Here is an 18,399-nt window from a genome sequence, read left to right as displayed (position 1 = left end):
ATTCACTCCCGGCGCCATTTGCTGCCCCATCAAGACGATCCGTCGTAACGGCGCAACAGTTCTGCCGCTGCGCGGTCGGTCTCGGCCACCGGGGCATAGAGTCTGGCGGTGAATTCGCCGGCGAACGGCCGGGCGATCCCTCTCGTGCCGAGGTCCGCATGAAACGCCTGCAGCTTCGGGCTCCGGCCGACCATCCCGAGCGTGAACAGAGGTTTGCCTGTCGCCGCCGCGTCTGTGGCCAGATTGGTGGAGTCCTCGGTGACCAGGATCGCATCGGCGCTGGCGAGCATGGCGAAGTAGGGATTCTCCCCCGTTCCGTCCCAGATCTCGCCGGGCAGGCTGGCGAAAACCTCCCGCATGGCGGCCTGCGTTGCAGGCGGCGTTCGACGTGTAAAACTGACCAGGAGCGATCCGCCCGCCGCTTCAACCGCGGCGGTGATCTGCCGCGCCATCTTGATCCCGTGTTGCTTCGGCAGGTCGTGGGCTCGGGAGCGACCACCGATGATGACGGCGATGCGAGGTGTGGGAAGCGCCGCCCATCGTTCCTGGAACTTAGCCCGTTCCAGGTCCAGCCGTTCGCGGCTGATCCGGTTGGGCGCACCCAGGATCGGAAGTACATTGGGACCCGTCAGACCGTCATGCGCAGGCGGGATCACCAGGTCAAAACGATCCAGCGGGGCGCGGGGGTCCTGCGTCTGGACCACGAAGGTCTGCCCGCCGGACCAGGCCAGCATCCGGGTTGAGAGCGGCAGTGTGGCCCGGCCAGCCGCGATCCAGATGTGGGGGTAGGGTTCGCCGATCACGTCGCCGGTGCGCGCACCCGGGGGGATCATCCGCCAGGGCAGGCGGCCCAGACCGGCTTTCCAGCCGATGCGCTTGATCGCGATATGCGCCGGGCGGAGCCGGGCGACCGCTTCGGCCAGACCCAGGGCCTGGGCCTCGATACCGGCGCGCCCGTCGGAAACGGCCCAGATCCTTAAGGGACGCGCCGCGTGCGCCATGGCAGGTGGGTCAGACCCACTCCACCTTGGTGATCTCGTAGGCCTTGATGCCGCCGGGGGTGTTCACCTCGACCACGTCGCCGCTTTCCTTGCCGATGATCGCGCGCGCGATGGGTGAGGTGATCGACACGCGACCGCGCTTCACATCAGCCTCGTGCTCGCCCACGATCTGATAGCGGGCGGCCTCCTCGGTATCCTCGTCTATGACCGAGACGGTCGCGCCGAACTTGATCTGGCTGCCGGAGAGTTTGGACACGTCGATGACCTGCGCGCGCGCCATCTTGTCCTCGATCTCGGCGATCTGACCCTCGATCCAGCCCTGACGATCCTTGGCGGCGTGATACTCCGCATTCTCGGAGAGATCGCCGTGCAGGCGCGCTTCGGCGATCGCACCGATCACCGCTGGACGCTCGATCGTCTTCAAACGCTTCAATTCATCGTCGAGGGCCGTGTAGCCCTCGGCGGTCATCGGAACTTTTTCCATCGTGACTCGAAGTTCGCCCTAGGTGTGATCCCCAAGTCTAGCTGCTGGCGAAAGCAGGCCGGGGGCAGAAAAGCTAGAATTTTTCGATGTAAAAATCAAGAGGCTATAGAACTCAAGCGCCCCGCGCCCGCGACACTAAGCCCTCTCCAGCCCGAGCCAGACTGTAGATGGCGGCGGCAGGCGGCGAAACAAGGTCCTGACGCCCGGGACCGGGTGGTCAGCCGGCCCTCCCAGCTACATCACGGGCGAAACATTCTCGGGCAGCTGAGCGCTACACGCTCTCGCTGATGATCGCGCCGTCCAGTTCACCGGGACCCGGCGGCTCGTAGACGCCCTCGATGAAGTCGAAGAGTTCGGGCGTCACCTCAATGGCGAAGTTTTCGCCCCGCACCACATTGCGATCGGCCACCCTTGCGCGCCGGACCTCGGCGCTGGCGCTGACAAAGTGGAACTGCAGGGGCAGGTCGGTGGCGGCCGCGATCTCGCGCACCCGATCACGATCCGCGCGGCGCATCAGGCCGATGTCCAGGATCACCGACGTTCCCGACGCCAGACACCCGGCCACCACCGACCAGATCTGTCCCTCACAGCGCTGAACGCGCTCGATCATCCAGTCGTACTCGATCGGATCGGGCATGTCGGGGCCGAACAGCCGGGCCATCCAGTCGTCAAGGATGAAGGCCACCGCGCCTTCACGGCGGGCAAAGGCGTGGGCGTAGGTGGTCTTGCCGGCGCCGGAAGGGCCAAAAATCACGTGCAGGGTCGCGGTCATCAGCCTGTTTCTAGAGGTTCAAAACCCTACCGTCGACGCACCGATTCATCTAAAATTCAGGCTTGGGCGGTAACCGTGTGCGCAGGCGTAGTTTTGCGGGACGAGGTTCATGGACGTTACGGCAGAAGCCGCGCGCCTGGCCGCCCTGAAGCGGTTTGAAATCCTGGATACCGGTCCCGAGCCGTTGTTTGACAGCCTCACCACGCTGGCGGCGAAGACGTTCGATGTGCCGATCGCGCTCATTTCTCTGCTGGATTCGCAGCGCCAGTGGTTCAAATCCCGCGTCGGACTCGCGGCTGAAGAGACCGCCGGAGAGATATCGTTCTGCAAGTACGCCATTCAGTCTGACGAGCCGCTGATCGTCCTCGACGCGCTTCTGGATCCGCTGTTTGTCCACGGCCCGCTGGTTGTGGGTTCGCCGCACATTCGCTTCTATGCCGGGGCGCCATTGCGGACGGCAGACGGCTATCGATTGGGGACGCTGTGCATCATCGACCGTTTACCCAAGGCCAAGTTTGATCGTGTCGACGTCGAACGCCTTGAAGCTCTCGCGTCAAGCGTCATGCAGGCACTGGAGTTGCGCGTTGCTGCAATCCAGCGAGAGCAGCTCGCAGCCGTGTTGCAGGAACGCGAGGCTCTGCTGGCCCAGGCCGAAAAAATGGCGGGCATCGGCAGCTGGACCTGGGATGTTGCGGCGAACCAGACGACATGGTCCGACGAGGTCTACCGCATCCATGGGTTTGATCCGTCCCAACCCGCTCCGGATCTTGCAGGCGTTCTTGCCTGCTACTGTCCTGACGACGCCATTGAACTTGAGGGCAAGGTTCAACGCGCGATCAACACCGCGCAAGAATATGAGCTGCAGGCCCGCATCCTGAGGCCTGATGGTGAAGTGCGTGACATTGTTGCGCGCGGCGGATGCCGGCTCGGCGCAGATGGCAAGGTCGCGGGTCTGTTCGGCACGTTTCAGGACGTCACAGCGCTTCGCCTTGCCGACAAGGCGCTACGGGACAGCGAGGCCATGGCGCGGCATCTCATCGAGAATTCAACCGACATGATGGTCCGGATGGACCGAACCGGCCGGATTCTCGAGGTCTCTCCGGCCTGCCGCGCGTTCGGCTACGAGCCCTGTGACCTTGTCGGTCAATCTTCGCTGACCCTCATTCATCCCGAAGACCTGGACGCTGCAATTGCCGTGGCGCGAGACAACTTCTCTGAAGAGCTAATCGACCTCTCGCTGACCCGGGAGTATCGGTTTCGCACAAAGTCGGGCGACTACCGGTGGCTACAGGGAACCCCGACCGTCACCTGCGACAGCAACGGCTCGCCGCTGGAACTGATAAGCTCGTTCCGGGATGTCTCGGATCGGCACGAAGCCGAGCTGGCCCTGGCCGAGAGGGAAGCCCGCTACCGGCTGCTGGCCGAGAACTCCCGCGACATGATCACCTGCTACGACCGCGAGGGCCGGATCACCTATAGTTCACCAGCGGTCGAAGCAATACTTGGCTACAGGCCGGAGGAGGTTGTTGGCAAAAGGCCGTGGTTGTTTGTTCATCCCGATGACGTCGCCATCACGAAGCAGCGAGCCGCGGACTATGTTGCGGCGGGACCTGGCGCTCCCGGCGTGCGCTATGAGTATCGGGGGCTCCGCAAGGATGGCCGCACGATCTGGCTTGAAGTGAGTCCGCGGTCGGTGTTCGACCCCAAGACCGGGCTGCTGCTGGAATTCCAGGACGCAGCGCGTGACATCACCGCGCGCAAGGAGATGGAGCTCGAACTGGCCGCAGCGCGGGACGAAGCCGTTGGCGCCAATGTCGTGAAATCTGAATTCCTGGCCAACATGAGCCATGAAATTCGTACGCCGCTCACCGCCATCCTCGGATTCTCGAACCTGCTCTCGACGCGCAACGACCTCGCCGAGTCGGCCGCGACATATGTCAAACGGGTCCAGGGCGCCAGCAAGGCGCTGCTGGCGATCGTCAACGACATTCTCGACTTCTCGAAGCTGGAAGCGGGCCAGATGTCGATTGCGCCGCGACCGGTCGACGCCGTCGAACTGGCTCATGAAGCGCTGGCGATGTTTGCACCCCAGGCCGAGGCGAAATCGATCTGGCTGGAGTTCGAGCAGGGTAATGCGCCGCCTCCGTTCGTCGAAGTCGACCCGGATCGGCTGCGCCAGATCCTGCTCAACCTGATCGGAAACGCCATCAAGTTCACGGAAGCCGGCGTTGTGCGGGTCCGCATGAACTACTTCGACGACCTGCAAACCTTGCGGTTTGAGGTCCAGGATACTGGCGTGGGCATGGACGCCAGCCAGAGCCTCAAGCTGTTCCAGCGCTTCTCCCAGGTCGACGCCTCGTCCACCCGCAAGCATGGCGGCACAGGACTGGGTCTGGCGATCTGCAAAGCCCTTTCGGAAGCCATGGGCGGCATGATCGGATGCGACAGCGTGCCTGGCGCGGGTTCAACCTTCCACTTTGAAGTCAGTGCGCCCCGATCCGGGCACATCCCGAAGCTTGAGGCTGCGGCAACGACATCCTCGCTGGACGGCATGCGTGTACTGGTCGCTGACGACAATCCGTCGAATCGGGAACTTGCGCGGCTGTTGCTCGAGGAGTTCCAAGTGGAAGTCACGGAGGTGCAAAACGGCCAGCAGGCGGTGGAACTCGCGGCGCTCGAGCCGTTCGATGTAATCCTGCTGGATCTGAACATGCCGGTCATGGACGGACCCACGGCCCTTTCACGCCTTCGAACCGAGGCGGGACCGAACCAGGAGATCCCGATCCTCGCCTTCACCGCCGATCCCAAGGACAGAGCGCTTGGCCCTGACACGCGGTTTAGCGGTCTTGTCCTGAAACCCATTATTGCGGACGACTTGGTCAGCGAACTGCATCGCGTGACCCGTTGGGAGCCGCTTCTGGACGTCCCGGAGTCGATCCATGCAACTGGCCACTGAAGCCGCCCGCCCGCGAATTCTCATCGCAGAAGACGACCCCATGATCATGGAGCTGATCACCACCCGTCTCGAGCTGGCCGGCTTCCGCACATTTTCCGCCCGCAACGGCAAGGATGCGCTCCAGCGCATTGCCGACATCCGGCCCGATGGTCTGGTACTGGACATCAACCTGCCGTTCGTTGACGGATTTCAGGTGCTGGTTCATCTCATGGCGACTGGCGCGTTGCAGCGAACACCGACGCTCGTGCTCACCGCGCGCAATCAGCCCGAGGACGTGAGAAGAGCGATTGGCCTGGGGGCCCGCGATTTCATCTCCAAGCCTTTCAAGGACGATCAGCTGATCGCCCGCGTCGCCCGGCTGGTTCGCAAACAGACTCCTTAGAGATAGGTGCGCATCACCGGCTGAACCGCCGGAGAGGCTCGGCCGCGCCTTCCCGGCCAGCGTCGAAGGCGGATTGCGGCAACTATAATGACCAGTTAGTTATAAAACCCATGAGTTATGAAAAACAGCTCGACGCGATCTTTTCGGCCCTGGCCGACCCGACCCGGCGCGCGATCCTGGCGCGGTTGGCGACGGGTGAGGCTTCGGTGGGTGAGCTGTCTGCGCCTTTCGCCATGAGCCAGCCGGCCATTTCAAAGCATCTGAAGGTGCTGGAGCGGGCCGGGCTTATCCGGCGCAGCCGCGAGGCCCAACGCCGTCCCTGCGCCATCCAGGCCAAACCGCTGGAAGCGGCCAACCTGTGGATCGAGCGCTACCGCGCGCTTTGGGAGGCCAACTACGCGCGCCTCGACGGGGTGCTGGCCGACCTGCAAGCCAACAAGGAATGAAGGCATGCCGAAACCCGTGGACGTGACGACGCCGTCAGATCGTGAAGTGACCGTCACGCGTGTGTTCGACGCCCCGGCGCAGATGGTCTGGGCGGCGCACACCAGGCCGGAGCTCATCCAGCGCTGGCTGGTCGGCTCGGAGGACTGGTTCATGCCCTACTGCAAGGTCGATTTGAGGGTCGGCGGCCGCTACCGCTACATCTGGCAGAACAAGCATACGGGGGGCCGCTTCGGGTCCTACGGCGAACACCAGGAAATCACACCGGTCGAGCGTCTCGTCACCAGTGAACAGATGGATGGCCTGTCCCTCGATGAGCAGATCAACGACGAGCCGGCCTGGGGAGAAGGTGAGCCCGCGATCAATACGCTGACCCTGAGCGAGGCCGGCGCAAAGACGACGCTCTCGCTCATCATGCGATACCCGTCGAAGGATCTCCGCGACATGGCCCTGCAATCGGGAATGTCCGACGGCATGGCCATGGGCTACGATCTGCTGGATGACTTCCTCGCCGCGCAAACTGACCGCTGATTTGGCGGTCAGCGAACGGTCAGGCCGCCGTCGATCACCAGTTCCTGTCCGGTGACATAGCGGCTCTCGGAGGAGCACAGCCACAGCACACCGTTGGCGATGTCCTCGGGATAGCCCTTCACGCCCATCGGCACGGCCATGGCGGACAGCGCGTCCAGATCCGGCGGCGCGTTGGCGCCCGGGTTGGTCGCCGCGCCGACGGTGATCCAGATCGGCGTCTCGATGATCCCGGGATGCACGGAGTTGACGCGGATCCCGTCGCGGGCGTTGGCGCACTCCATCGCCACCGATTTCGTGAACATTCGCACGCCGCCCTTGGTGGCGCAGTAGCCCGCCATGTTGGCCGATCCCTTGAGGCCGGCCACCGACGACATGTTGACGATGCTGCCGCCCTCGCCGGATGCGCGCATCAGCGGGATCGAGTGTTTCACGCCCAGGAAGACGCCGTCGAGATTGATGGCGATCTGCCGCTGCCAGTCGGCCAGCGCCATCTCCAGCACCGACCCGCCGATGCCGATCCCGGCGTTGTTGACCAGAAAATCAAGGCGACCATGTCCGGCCTTGATCGCGGCGATGACGCTGACCCATTCCGCTTCGTCAGTGACGTTGTGGTGCAGGTATTCGGCCTTGCCGCCCGCAGCCTTGATGCCGGCCACCACCTCTGCGCCCAGGTGATCCTGGATGTCGGTGACCACGACGACGGCGCCTTCAGCCGCAAGCTTTTCAGCGCAGCCGCGCCCGATGCCGCTGGCCCCGCCGGTAACCAGTGCAACCTTGCCCTCGACCCGACCTGACATGTGCGTTCTCCCTGATCCTTGTTCAGCATGTTCGTAGCCCAGCGCCAAACCTGCGGCCAGTGTGCTAGAGTCTCGCTCGATCAGATTGATTCAATCTGATCGGGATGACGAGGCCCGACTCTCCAGGTTTTTCGCATTTTCTGCGCCGAACCGGTGTCCACTTGGCTTCAGGACGACCAGTATCGCCTGTGGGCCGTTGGGGCGCCCACGACGGGTGTGGCGGTGGGCTACGCCGTTCTTTGCCCGGTCGATCTGCCGGTCCCGTCCGGTCCGATGGATCTGGAACTGAAACGGATCTATCTGCTGTCAAGGTATCAGGGCGGCGGCGTCGGGGCGCTGCTGCTGGCGAGCGTGATCGCTGCCGCAACTGGCGCAGGGGCCACCCGCCTGCTGCTGGGCGTCTATGGCGAGAACCACCCGGCCCGGGCCTTCTACGCCCGCCAGGGGTTCACGCAGGCCGGAGTCCGCCAGTTCCGCGTCGGCGCCAATGTCTACGACGATCTGGTGCTGGAACGCCCGTTGCGCTGATGTCGCGGCTAGCTATAGCTCTGTAGCGGCCTCACCTCGAGCGGCGCCTTGGCGACCTCGGCGATCGCCTGCGCCGCCGCCAGAGCGGCCGGGGTGGTGGTGAAGTAGGGGATCTTCATCATCAACGACGTGCGGCGGATCTCGAAGCTGTCCTTCAGTGACTGCTTGCCCTCTGTGGTGTTGAAGACCAGTTGCACGTCGCCGTTTTTCATGGCGTCCACGATGTGCGGGCGACCCTCAAGCACCTTCTTGACCAGCTCCACCTTGAGCCCTTGTTCGGCCAGATAGGCGCCCGTGCCGGCCGTGGCCAGAACCCGGAAACCCTGGGCCAGCATCAGACGCACCGGTTCAGCGATCCAGGCCTTGTCGGCGTCCCGCACTGACACAAAGAGGCACCCCTTCTGCGGCAGGCGCGTGCCTCCACCCAACTGGGCCTTGGCGAAGGCGCGGGCGAAGGCCGGGGCAGACGTCGTTTCGCCCTCGCGGATCCAGTCCAGGCCCATCACCTCGCCGGTCGAGCGCATCTCCGGGCCCAGGATGGTGTCGACGCCCGCGAACCGGGCGAAGGGGAAGACGGCTTCCTTGACCGCGATGTGGTCGTAGGGCGCATCGACCAGGCCAAAGTCGGAGAGCGGCTTGCCGGCCATCAGCTTGGCGGCGATCGCGGCGACCGGCTGGCCGATGGTCTTGGCCACAAAGGGCACCGTGCGGCTGGCGCGGGGGTTCACCTCCAGCACATAGATTCGCGGCGTGTCGCTCTGCGGCTCCTCGATGGCGAACTGCACGTTCATCAGGCCGCGCACCTTCAGGGCCCGCGCCATATCTTCGGTCTGACGCTTCAGCTCGGCGATGGTCTCGGCCTTGAGCGAGAACGGCGGCATCGAACAGGCGCTGTCGCCGGAGTGGACGCCCGCCTCCTCGATGTGCTCCAGCACGCCGGCCACGAAGACCGCGCCGGTGTCATCGCAAAGCGCGTCGACGTCCACCTCGGTGGCGCGGCTCAGATATTGATCGATCAGGACGGGGCTGTCGCCGGACACCTGCACGGCCGTGGTGATGTAGCGCTCCAGCTGCTCGTCATCGCGCACGATCTCCATGGCGCGCCCGCCCAGCACATAGGACGGGCGGATCACCACGGGGTAGCCAACCTTGTGGGCCCCGGCGAAGGCCTCGTCACGGGAGCGGGCGATGGCGTTGACGGGCTGGGCGATATTCAGGCGGTGGAGCAGTTGCTGGAACCGCTCGCGATCTTCGGCCAGGTCGATCGCGTCCGGCGAGGTGCCCAGGATCGGGATGCCGGCGTCTTCCAGCGGCTGCGCCAGCTTGAGCGGCGTCTGGCCGCCGAACTGGACGATGACACCCAGCAGCGTGCCCTTGGACTGCTCGACATCGATCAGTTCCAGAACGTCCTCTGCCGTCAGAGGCTCGAAGTAGAGTCGATCGGACGTGTCGTAGTCTGTGGAGACGGTCTCGGGGTTGCAGTTCACCATGATCGACTCGACGCCGATATCCTTGAGCGCGAAGGCGGCGTGGCAGCAGCAGTAGTCGAACTCGATGCCCTGGCCGATCCGGTTGGGTCCGCCGCCCAGGATGATCGCCTTCTTGCGATCGGTCGGGTCGCTCTCGCACTCAGGGACCTGGCCCAGCGCGCCGGTCTCATAGGTCGAGTACATGTAGGGCGTTTCGGCGCGGAACTCGCCGGCGCAGGTGTCGATCCGCTTGAATACCGGGCGTACGCCCAGGGCGCGACGGCGGGTGCGGACCTCGGATTCGGTCGAATGGATCAGCTTGGCCAGACGCGCATCGGAAAAGCCCAGCGCCTTGAGCCGGCGCAGGCCGGCGGAATCGGTGGGCAGACCCTGGCCGCGGACCTGGGCCTCTTCCTGCATCAGGGTTTCAATCTGGCGGAGGAACCAGGGCTCGTAGGAACAGGCCGCGTGGATCTCCTCGCACGTCAGGCCGGCGCGGAAGGCCTGGGCGATCACCAGCAGGCGGTCCGGGGTCGGCGTGCCCAGCGCACGCAGGATGGCGGCGTGGCCCATCTCAGGGTCGTCGGCGCCTGGAATCGCGATTTCATCCAGACCCGTCAGACCGGTTTCGAGACCGCGCAGAGCCTTTTGCAGGCTCTCGGCGAAACAGCGGCCGATGGCCATGACCTCGCCCACCGATTTCATGGAGGTGGTCAGATAGGCCTCGGCGCCGGGATACTTCTCGAACGCGAACCGGGGGATCTTGGTGACCACATAGTCGATGCTGGGCTCGAAGGACGCCGGCGTGGCGCCGGTGATGTCGTTCATCAGCTCATCGAGCGTGTAGCCCACGGCCAGCCGGGCGGCGACCTTGGCGATGGGAAAGCCGGTGGCCTTCGAGGCGAGCGCGGACGAGCGCGACACGCGGGGGTTCATCTCGATGACCACCATGCGGCCATCCGCGGGATTGACCGCGAACTGCACGTTGGAGCCGCCGGTCTCGACGCCGATCTCGCGCAGCACCGCGATCGAGGCGCGGCGCATCCACTGGTATTCCTTGTCTGTTAGGGTCAGGGCCGGCGCCACGGTGATCGAATCGCCGGTGTGCACGCCCATCGGGTCGATGTTTTCGATGGAGCAGACGATGATGCAGTTGTCGGCCTTGTCGCGGACCACCTCCATCTCGTACTCCTTCCAGCCGAGCACGCTCTCCTCGATGAGCACCTCGGTGGTGGGCGAGATATCCAGACCGCGCTCCACGATCTCGCGGAACTCCTCCAGATTGTAAGCGATGCCGCCGCCGGTGCCGGCGAGCGTGAACGACGGGCGGATGATCGCCGGCAGGCCGACGAATTCCAGCCCTTCCAGGGCTTCTTCCATGGAATGGGCCGCCTTGGACTTGGGGCTTTCCAGGCCCAGATGATCCATGGCGTCGCGGAATTTCTGGCGGTCCTCGGCCTTGTCGATCACATCGGCCTTGGCCCCGATCATCTCGACACCATACTTCGCCAGGGCGCCGGAGGCTTCCAGCGCAAGCGCCGTGTTCAGCGCCGTCTGCCCGCCCATCGTGGGAAGCAGGGCGTCGGGGCGTTCCTTGGCGATGATCTTCTCGACCATCTCCGGTGTGATCGGCTCGATATAGGTGGCGTCGGCGACGTCGGGATCGGTCATGATCGTCGCTGGGTTCGAGTTCACCAGGATGATCCGGTAGCCCTCGGCGCGCAGCGCCTTGCAGGCCTGGACGCCGGAGTAGTCGAACTCGCAGGCCTGGCCGATCACGATGGGGCCGGCGCCGATGATCAGGATCGAGGATATGTCTGTGCGTTTGGGCATCACGTCTCGCGCGCATGAACCGGCGCACGCTGAGGGGCGCCGATCCGGTCAATCTGCAGGTTAAGCGGGCGGTTTAGAGAGGGAGCCCCGCGGGCGCAAGCGCCCTCACGCGCAGACCCCGGTTATCGCAAGGCTTGCGTCCTGGCTCCGGGACGGGCAGCCTCGCCGTTCACCCGTCTGTGATGACACTTTCTAGAGTTAGGGTCCCTTTTGGCCGCCGGTGCGACGACCTCGGCCAATCTCTCACAGCTCATGGCGCGCATCGCATCGGGTGAGCGCGAGGCCCTGCGACAACTTTACCAGGCCACCTCTGCGAAGCTTTTCGGTGTCTGCCTCCGTATCCTCTCGGACCGCGAGGAGAGCGAGGACGTTTTGCAGGACGTGTACGTCACAATCTGGCGACGGGCCGACCGGTTTGATTCCTCCCGGGCGAGTGTGATGACGTGGCTGTCCACCATCGCCCGCAACCGGGCGATTGACCGTTTGCGGGCGCGCGGGCCGCTGGCGTACGCCGGATCCATCGAGGGTATGGAGATCCCCGATGGCGCCGACAGCGCCGAGACGTTGTTGTTCGCTGCGGACGACCGCAACAAACTGCACGGGTGCCTGTCCCAGCTGGACGACCGCACCGAGAAAGTGATCCGGACCGCCTTCTTCGAGGGCGTGACGTATGAGGCTCTGGCCCGCAGCATGGATGCGCCTGTGGGCACAGTGAAGAGTTGGATTCGTCGGGGACTGGCGAAACTCAAAGGATGCCTCCAGTCATGAGTGAAGCTCCCGATCTTCCCGAAGGCGAGGCCTTTGCGGCCGAGCACGCGCTGGGCGTGCTGGATGCGCGTGAACGCGCCGAGGCCGAGATGCGCATGGCCCGCGACCCGGCCTTCGCCGCTGATGTGGACGCCTGGCGCCAGCGCCTCGCCCCCATGCTCGACAGCATCGAACCGGTCACTGCGCCGCAAGGCGTCTGGACGCGGATCGAGGCCATGCTGCCCGCCAATGACAATGGTGCGGTGATGAACAAACTGCGGTTCTGGCGGAACGCCGCCGTGGGAGGATTCGCTCTGGCCGCCGCCAGCCTGGCCGGCGTGGTGGTGCAGGTCACCCAGCCACCGGTGACCGTCGAGGCGCCTGCGTCGGCGCCCGGCCAACTGCTCAACGCCAGCCTGACCGCCACCAGCGGCCAGCCGCAGCCGCTTTTCGTGGCGGCCTATGATCCGGACCGCAAGGCGCTGATCATCACCTCGCTGCTGCCGCCCGGCGCCGACCGCGACAAGGTCAATCAGCTCTGGCTGATCGCCGGCCAGGACAAGCCCCGGTCGCTGGGCCTGATCGAGCCCGGCAAGGCCAAGGTCATCGCACTGCCTCTGGAAGTGATGGCCAGGATGTCCGCCGGCGCCAAGCTGGCGGTCTCCATCGAACCGGAAGGCGGCTCGAAGGATCCCAACGGCCCGAGCGGGCCCATCATCGGCCTGGGCGAACTGTCCAGCCTCTAGGGGCAGACCCACAACTCTGCCCGGCTTTTCCTCGCGGTTGACCCTGCCCGTTCAGGGGGCGGGCTGCATGAGGCGTTCGTTCGCGTGGGTTCGCGGTTCAAGACCTTGCGGTCGTTCCGAGCGACTTCCCCGCGTCCATCAGCTCTGCAAACCGGTCAAAGATGTAGAGGCTGTCCGTCGGGCCGGGTGAGGCTTCGGGGTGGTGCTGGACGCTGAAGACCGGCTTGCCCTCGAGCGCCAGGCCGGCGTTGGTGCCGTCGAACAGCGAGACATGGGTTTCCTCGACGCCGCTCGGCAGGCTGTCGCGATCCACTGTGAAGCCGTGATTCATGGAGACGATTTCCACCTTGCCGGTGGTCAGATCCTTGACCGGATGGTTGGCGCCATGGTGGCCCTGATCCATCTTCACCGTCGTGGCGCCCAGCGCCAGCGCCAGCATTTGATGGCCCAGGCAGATGCCGAACACAGGCGTGCCGCTGGCCACAAGCTTGCGGATCTCGGGCACCGAATAGACGCCCGTCGCGGCGGGGTCTCCGGGGCCGTTGGAGAGCAGGACGCCGTCCGGCTTGCGCGCCAGAATCTCCTCGGCGGTGGTGCTCGCCGGCACCACGGTGACCCGTGCGCCCACCGAGACCAGCGATCGCAGGATGTTGCGCTTCACGCCGTAGTCGACGACCACCACATCGTATTTCGGCGTGGCCGGCTTCGCGTAGCCCTCCGGCCAGGACCACAGGCCCTCGTCGTAGGTGAACGCCTGCAGGCAGGTAGCGTCCTTGGCCAGATCCAGCCCTTCCAGGCCTGACCAGGCTTTGGCTTTCGCCAGCAGCGCCTCCAGATCGAATACGCCGTCGGGGCTGTGGGCGATCACACCGTGGGGCATGCCGTTCTCACGGATCGCCCGGGTGAGCGCGCGCGTGTCCACCCCGGCCAGACCCACAACCCCGCGCCGCGCCATCCACGCAGGAAGATCGCAGTCCGAGCGCCAGTTGGCCGGCGGCGTGGGCATATCGCGGAAGATCGCGCCCCGGGCCGCCGTCTCGGCGGCGCCCGACATCTGTTCCAGGTCATCCACATTTGTCCCGACATTGCCAATGTGCGGGAAGGTTAAGGCGACGATCTGGGCCATGTAGGAGGGATCGGTGAGAATCTCCTGGTAGCCGGTCATGGCGGTGTTGAAGCAGACCTCGCCCAACGCCTCGCCCGTGGCGCCCACGCCATGCCCCTGCAGGACGGTTCCATCGGCCAGCACCAGAACGCCGGTGACGCCAGGCAGCAGATCACGGCTCATGGTGGTGGTCCTTTTGACTTGGGCAAACGGCGGCGTTGGTAGTGACTCGCGAAGGTGGGGTCAATGCGGCTAATCTGTCCGCACAAGGCGAGGGAGCAGCATGTACATCGATCCGGGCCGCGATGCGTGGGAAGTCTTCAAGTCGCTGCCGCGCGACCAGCCGATCCAGATGCTCAATCTGGTGAAGCTCAAGCCCCAGGCCGACTATCCCGAGGGGCACCCGGACCACGGCAAGGACCTCAGTGGACTGGACGCCTACCGCGCCTACGGTCGGACCACCGCGCACATCTTCAAGCGTCTGGGCGGCAAACAGATCTGGGCAGGCAAGCCGCAGGTGATGGTCACCGGACCCGACGCAGAGGCCTGGGACATCGCCTTCATCGCCGAGTACTCAAGCTCGGAGGCTTTCATCGCCATGGTGCGCGATCCTGAGTATCGGGTGCTCGTCGCCCACAGGACCGCAGGGGTGGCCGATAGCCGTCTGTTGCGTCTCGAGCCGGTGTCCGATCTCGGGGAGGGGTTCGGCGAGTAGTTGGCAGTAAACGAGGGAAACCCGGTATTCCCGCCAGACGCCGCCTGCGCCGGCTGACGATTGCGCAGACTCATCCGGGCGGCCTATTCAACCGGTTATGCGCATCACCATGGTCGGCCTCGATGCCGACGACACGCTCTGGCACAATGAGACGATCTTCCGGCTGACGCAGGATCGCCTGCGCGAGATGATGGCCGGGTTCGCCCCGCCGGATCTGCTCAATGCCCGCCTGGCCGAGGTCGAGGCCCGCAACCTTCGGCTCTACGGTTACGGGGTGAAGGGCTTCACGCTCTCGATGATCGAAACCGCCATGGAACTGACGGATCACAACCCGCCGGGCCGCCTGATCGCCGACATCCTGGCGGCGGGGCGCGAGATGCTTCAGGAGCCGGTCGAGCCGCTGCCCGGGGGTGGAAAACGCGCTGGCGGAGCTCTCGGAACACTATCGTCTGGTGCTGATCACCAAGGGCGACCTGCTGCACCAGGAGCAGAAGCTGGCCGCGTCGGGCCTGGGCGACCTGTTCGCCGCCGTGGAGATCGTCAGCGAGAAGGACGCCTCGACCTATCTGCGCGTTTTCGACCGCCACGGCACGGGCGCCGCCGAGGCGGTGATGTGCGGCAACTCGCTCCGGTCCGACATCCTGCCGGCCCTGGAGGCGGGCAGCTGGGGCGCCCACGTCCCCTATCCCGTCACATGGGCCCACGAGATGGCCGAGGCGCCGGCGGGCCATGCGCGGTTCGTGGAATTGGGCGCCATCGCCGAATTGCCGGGCTGGGTGCGGGGACTCAGTTAGACGAAACCGCAGAAGGCGCAGAAAGGCTCAGTGCGAAGCGTTCAATCTTCACACGAGGCGTCGCGCCGAAGTTTACGAGCAACCCGAGTTTCATGCCGGTCGCTCTGAGGTAGTTGATGATCTGCGCCCGATGTTCTGGTGCGATGGCGCGAAGCGCCTTGATCTCAAGGACAATTCGTACGCAACATACGAAATCTGCGACGTAGGCCTGACGGAGCAACTGGCCCTCGTAGCTGAGGCGTAATGAGCTCTGCGTCTCTCTGCGTTTTCTGCGGTCCCAATGTCACAGTCTTGGCGGCACCGTCGCCCTTGGTGCAAAGATCGCGAACCGGGGCCATCGGGAAGGCTCCGCGCTTTCTGCGTGATTCTGCGCCTTCTGCGGTCAATACGGACTGTAACTGACGTCGCTCTGCGAGCGCGTTGAATGCGTGCGACTGTTTGGGTCATCCACAGCTCGGTGGGACACATCCACAGGCCAGATGCGACGCGCTGTGGTAGCGGTTTGCCCATGGTCGGTCGGTTTGACGAACGGTTCCTGGAAGAGATCAAGTCGCGGCTGCGCCCGTCCGACGTGATCGGTCGTACCGTGAAGCTGCGAAAGCAGGGCCGCGAGTATGTGGGCCTGTCGCCCTTCAACAAGGAAAAGACTCCCTCGTTCTATGTGAACGACGAGAAGGGCCAGTTCTTCGACTTCTCGTCAGGCAAGACCGGCGACTTGATCACCTTCCTGCAGGAAAACGAGCGGCTGAGCTTCGCCGAGGCGGTCGAGCGGCTGGCGGCGGAAGCCGGCGTGCCGCTGCCCGCCGTCGATCCGCGCGGCGCCGAGCAGGAGAAGGTGCGACAGGGCCTGGCCGAGTGGCTGGAACTGGCCGCCAAATGGTTCGAGGGCGAGCTGAAACGCCCGCCGGCCCGGGAGGCCCGCGCCTATCTGGAGAAACGCGGCCTGCCGGAAAAGGAGTGGTCTCGGTTCCGGCTGGGCTTCTCGCCGTCCGGTCGCACGGCGCTGAAGGACTATCTGGTCACCAAGGGCGCGCGTCCGGCCGAGCTGGTGGAGACCGGCCTGCTGATCGCGCCTGAGGATGGCGGCGCGCCCTACGACCGGTTCCGTGACCGGATCATCTTTCCGATCCTGGATGCGCGGGGCCGGGTGGTCTCCTTCGGCGGCCGGGCCATGGATCCGCAGGCCCGCGCCAAATACCTCAACGGCCCGGAGACCGCCGTCTTCCACAAGGGCCACCAGCTCTATGGCCTGTCCGAGGCGCGCAAGATCCTGGCCGCCGCGCCCACCGGTGAGGACGCGCCCCTGGTAGTGGTCGAGGGCTATATGGACGTGATCGCCTGCCAGCGGGCCGGGATCGCGGGCGTCGCCGCCATGGGTACGGCGCTCGGCGAGGAGCAGATGGAGGTTCTGTGGCGCCACCACCCCGAGCCCACCGTCTGCCTTGACGGCGACCGCGCGGGGAAGGCCGCCGCCAACCGGTTGCTGGAGCGCGCCCTGCCGCTGCTGAAGCCGGGGCGGACCTTCAAATTCGTGTTCATCGAGGGCGGCAAGGACCCCGACGAGGTGCTGCGCGAGCAGGGGGCCCTGGCGCTGAAGGCCCAGCTGGCCAACACCACCCCCTTCGCCGAAGCCCTGTTCAACTTCCATCGCGGCGACGATCCGCTGGACACGCCCGAGCGCAAGACCGCGCTCAAGGTAAAGCTGCGCAAGGTGGCCGCCACCATCGCCGACGGGGATCTGGCCGCCGCCTATCGCGAGGACCTGCTGGCCCGCTACGAGGCGCTGTGGCCCACCCGTCAGCCGGTCTACACCGTGGGGGCTGCGGCGCGCGAGATGTCACGCGCGGGCTGGGACAAGCGTCGCAAGAACAACGCTGCGGCGGTCGGCGCCACCGCCGAGGTCAAGGACGCCTACGATCGTCTGCGCCGCGCACCCCGGCCGCTGGCCGCCGCCCTGGCCATGGCCGCCGTGCGCGACCCCGGGATCATCGACGCGTCTATCGAACGGGTGGGCTCCCACGGCTTTGGCGACGAACAGCTGGATCGCCTGGCCCAGGAACTGGTCAGCCTGCGCTACGAGGCCGAGGGCCTGGAGGCTGACGCTGCGGTGCGCCATCTGCATACGCGCGGCTTTGTCCCCGAGGACTTCACCCGCCTCGAACGCGACGCCCAACGCGCGGGCCTCAGCGCCCCCTTCCTCACCGAGACCGGCGAACGCGCCCGCGACCTCTGGCGCCAGGCCTTTGACCTGCTGATGCAGCTGGAAAGCCTAGAGCGGGCGGTCGAAGGCGCCGCGCAGGACCTCGCCCGCGACCAGGACGCCGCCACACTCATGACCCTGAAAGGCGAGCGCGATCAGTTGCGGCGACTGCTCAATAGCGACTGGGCCAACGAGAACGTGGCTGAGAGTCCCCTGGCGCACTGAGGTGAAAGTACGAGGACAGTTGCAATAGCCCCCACCGCAACCTGGCTTCAACCCTCGAAGTCCTGCCGGAACCTCTCGATCTGGTGCATCCGTTCGTGGAGCACCGTGACGATGCCAACATCTCCGTCGCCGAGAACTTTCCAGTAGATCAGGTGCTGCTCATACCGGCACACGAAGCCCACCACCCCGAACTCGGCCGGGATCGCGCGCCAGACGACATGACGGGCGGCGATCGCCTCGAAGCGGGCGAACAGGCCGCGAATGTAACGCGCCGCCTGATCCGCCCCCCAGGTGCTTTCGGTGTAGCGGTAGATCTCGTCGATCCGCTCGATCGCGGCGGTCTGGACCCGGAACCCGCTCACCGTGCGGCGCGGGCCCGTCCCCGGGCGATCACGGTTTCGGCGTCCAGGGGTTGAAAGCTGTCGTCAGCCAGGGAAAAGGCCATTTGCAGTTCGGCCTTCAGCCGATGGAAGGCGTCGCCCTCGGCGCGTTCCATGTCGCGCCGGATCAGGTCGCGGACATATTCGCTGACGTTCTCATAGACGCCGTCTTCCGCGACATTGGCCGCCACGAAATCCCCGAGCCGGCCAGTGACGCGCACGTTGAGGGTCATGGCCTTGGGCACGGCGCGCTCTCCTGTCGGGCGGTGTCCACAGGATAGGGCAAATTG

17 protein-coding genes and 2 pseudogenes are annotated in these 18,399 nt (G+C 65.3%); 10 read left to right on the top strand and 9 right to left on the bottom strand.

What is annotated here, in order from left to right; translation table 11 throughout:
• Positions 1 to 29: 29 nt before the first annotated feature.
• From ACIQ3B_RS09210 to ACIQ3B_RS09200, 3 genes are all read right to left on the bottom strand, one after another.
• On the bottom strand, positions 30 to 1,001 hold the full coding sequence (locus ACIQ3B_RS09210) for a mitochondrial fission ELM1 family protein (RefSeq protein WP_397401817.1): 972 nt from the start codon (positions 999 to 1,001) through the stop codon (positions 30 to 32).
• A 10-nt stretch (positions 1,002 to 1,011) separates the two neighbouring features.
• Positions 1,012 to 1,485 carry a transcription elongation factor GreA gene (gene greA / locus ACIQ3B_RS09205; protein WP_397401815.1) on the bottom strand — a complete coding sequence of 158 codons (474 nt, stop codon included), beginning with the start codon at positions 1,483 to 1,485 and terminating at the stop codon, positions 1,012 to 1,014.
• 271 nt (positions 1,486 to 1,756) lie between these two features.
• The gene (locus tag ACIQ3B_RS09200) at positions 1,757 to 2,257 is read right to left on the bottom strand and encodes an AAA family ATPase (protein ID WP_397401814.1); all 501 of its coding nucleotides are present in this window, start codon (positions 2,255 to 2,257) and stop codon (positions 1,757 to 1,759) included.
• Between the two features lie 109 nt (positions 2,258 to 2,366).
• Between ACIQ3B_RS09200 and ACIQ3B_RS09195 the strand changes: the two genes are divergently transcribed.
• The 4 genes from ACIQ3B_RS09195 to ACIQ3B_RS09180 all read left to right on the top strand — a co-directional run bounded on the left by ACIQ3B_RS09195 (position 2,367) and on the right by ACIQ3B_RS09180 (position 6,570).
• Positions 2,367 to 5,213 (top strand): PAS domain S-box protein, encoded by a 2,847-nt coding sequence (locus ACIQ3B_RS09195; RefSeq protein WP_397401812.1) that lies wholly within the window; start codon positions 2,367 to 2,369, stop codon positions 5,211 to 5,213.
• Positions 5,197 to 5,595: a PleD family two-component system response regulator gene (locus tag ACIQ3B_RS09190; RefSeq protein ID WP_397401810.1), complete on the top strand. Its 399-nt coding sequence runs from the start codon at positions 5,197 to 5,199 to the stop codon at positions 5,593 to 5,595. Before ACIQ3B_RS09195 ends, ACIQ3B_RS09190 begins: the two co-directional genes overlap by 17 nt.
• Before the next feature lie 110 nt (positions 5,596 to 5,705).
• The gene (locus tag ACIQ3B_RS09185; RefSeq protein ID WP_397401808.1) at positions 5,706 to 6,041 is read left to right on the top strand and encodes an ArsR/SmtB family transcription factor; all 336 of its coding nucleotides are present in this window, start codon (positions 5,706 to 5,708) and stop codon (positions 6,039 to 6,041) included.
• Positions 6,042 to 6,045: 4 nt separating this feature from the next.
• Positions 6,046 to 6,570 carry an SRPBCC domain-containing protein gene (locus ACIQ3B_RS09180; protein ID WP_397401806.1) on the top strand — a complete coding sequence of 175 codons (525 nt, stop codon included), beginning with the start codon at positions 6,046 to 6,048 and terminating at the stop codon, positions 6,568 to 6,570.
• Positions 6,571 to 6,578: 8 nt separating this feature from the next.
• Here the strand turns inward: ACIQ3B_RS09180 and ACIQ3B_RS09175 are convergent, their stop codons facing one another.
• Positions 6,579 to 7,367 carry an SDR family NAD(P)-dependent oxidoreductase gene (locus ACIQ3B_RS09175; RefSeq protein ID WP_397401804.1) on the bottom strand — a complete coding sequence of 263 codons (789 nt, stop codon included), beginning with the start codon at positions 7,365 to 7,367 and terminating at the stop codon, positions 6,579 to 6,581.
• 153 nt (positions 7,368 to 7,520) lie between these two features.
• On the opposite strand from ACIQ3B_RS09175, the gene ACIQ3B_RS09170 reads away from it, so the two are divergent.
• A complete protein-coding gene (locus ACIQ3B_RS09170) occupies positions 7,521 to 7,895 on the top strand; it encodes a GNAT family N-acetyltransferase (RefSeq protein ID WP_397401802.1) in 375 nt (124 codons plus the stop codon).
• 8 nt (positions 7,896 to 7,903) lie between these two features.
• Here the strand turns inward: ACIQ3B_RS09170 and carB are convergent, their stop codons facing one another.
• Positions 7,904 to 11,197, bottom strand: a complete 3,294-nt coding sequence (gene carB / locus ACIQ3B_RS09165; protein ID WP_397401800.1) for a carbamoyl-phosphate synthase large subunit — start codon at positions 11,195 to 11,197, stop codon at positions 7,904 to 7,906.
• A gap of 210 nt (positions 11,198 to 11,407) precedes the next feature.
• Here carB and ACIQ3B_RS09160 point away from each other — a divergent pair, with 210 nt between their 5' ends.
• Positions 11,408 to 11,965, top strand: coding sequence for a sigma-70 family RNA polymerase sigma factor (locus ACIQ3B_RS09160; protein WP_397401798.1), 558 nt, complete (start codon positions 11,408 to 11,410; stop codon positions 11,963 to 11,965).
• The gene (locus ACIQ3B_RS09155; protein ID WP_397401796.1) at positions 11,962 to 12,690 is read left to right on the top strand and encodes an anti-sigma factor domain-containing protein; all 729 of its coding nucleotides are present in this window, start codon (positions 11,962 to 11,964) and stop codon (positions 12,688 to 12,690) included. Before ACIQ3B_RS09160 ends, ACIQ3B_RS09155 begins: the two co-directional genes overlap by 4 nt.
• Positions 12,691 to 12,787: 97 nt before the next feature.
• Here the strand turns inward: ACIQ3B_RS09155 and carA are convergent, their stop codons facing one another.
• The gene (carA, locus tag ACIQ3B_RS09150; protein WP_397401794.1) at positions 12,788 to 13,978 is read right to left on the bottom strand and encodes a glutamine-hydrolyzing carbamoyl-phosphate synthase small subunit; all 1,191 of its coding nucleotides are present in this window, start codon (positions 13,976 to 13,978) and stop codon (positions 12,788 to 12,790) included.
• Positions 13,979 to 14,078: 100 nt separating this feature from the next.
• On the opposite strand from carA, the gene ACIQ3B_RS09145 reads away from it, so the two are divergent.
• Positions 14,079 to 14,510, top strand: a complete 432-nt coding sequence (locus ACIQ3B_RS09145) for a DUF1330 domain-containing protein (protein WP_397401792.1) — start codon at positions 14,079 to 14,081, stop codon at positions 14,508 to 14,510.
• A 97-nt stretch (positions 14,511 to 14,607) separates the two neighbouring features.
• Positions 14,608 to 15,304 (top strand): annotated as a pseudogene (locus ACIQ3B_RS09140) (HAD family hydrolase).
• On the opposite strand, the pseudogene ACIQ3B_RS09135 reads toward ACIQ3B_RS09140, so the two are convergent.
• Positions 15,297 to 15,554, bottom strand: a pseudogene (locus tag ACIQ3B_RS09135) (GxxExxY protein); the annotation flags it as partial. The pseudogenes ACIQ3B_RS09140 and ACIQ3B_RS09135 overlap by 8 nt on opposite strands.
• Positions 15,555 to 15,812: 258 nt before the next feature.
• Between ACIQ3B_RS09135 and dnaG the strand changes: the two are divergent.
• Complete coding sequence (gene dnaG, locus ACIQ3B_RS09130; protein WP_397401790.1) at positions 15,813 to 17,729, top strand: DNA primase; 1,917 nt, start codon at positions 15,813 to 15,815, stop codon at positions 17,727 to 17,729.
• 47 nt (positions 17,730 to 17,776) lie between these two features.
• On the opposite strand, the gene ACIQ3B_RS09125 is transcribed toward dnaG, so the two are convergent.
• The gene (locus tag ACIQ3B_RS09125; protein ID WP_397401788.1) at positions 17,777 to 18,091 is read right to left on the bottom strand and encodes a type II toxin-antitoxin system RelE/ParE family toxin; all 315 of its coding nucleotides are present in this window, start codon (positions 18,089 to 18,091) and stop codon (positions 17,777 to 17,779) included.
• A partial coding sequence (locus ACIQ3B_RS09120) for a type II toxin-antitoxin system ParD family antitoxin (protein ID WP_397401786.1) occupies positions 18,088 to 18,399 on the bottom strand: 312 nt, incomplete at its 5' end. The genes ACIQ3B_RS09125 and ACIQ3B_RS09120, both read right to left, overlap by 4 nt.

The organism is Phenylobacterium sp. (assembly GCF_044358365.1).
Lineage (GTDB): Bacteria > Pseudomonadota > Alphaproteobacteria > Caulobacterales > Caulobacteraceae > Phenylobacterium.
This window is presented reverse-complemented; position numbering and strand designations above follow the sequence as displayed.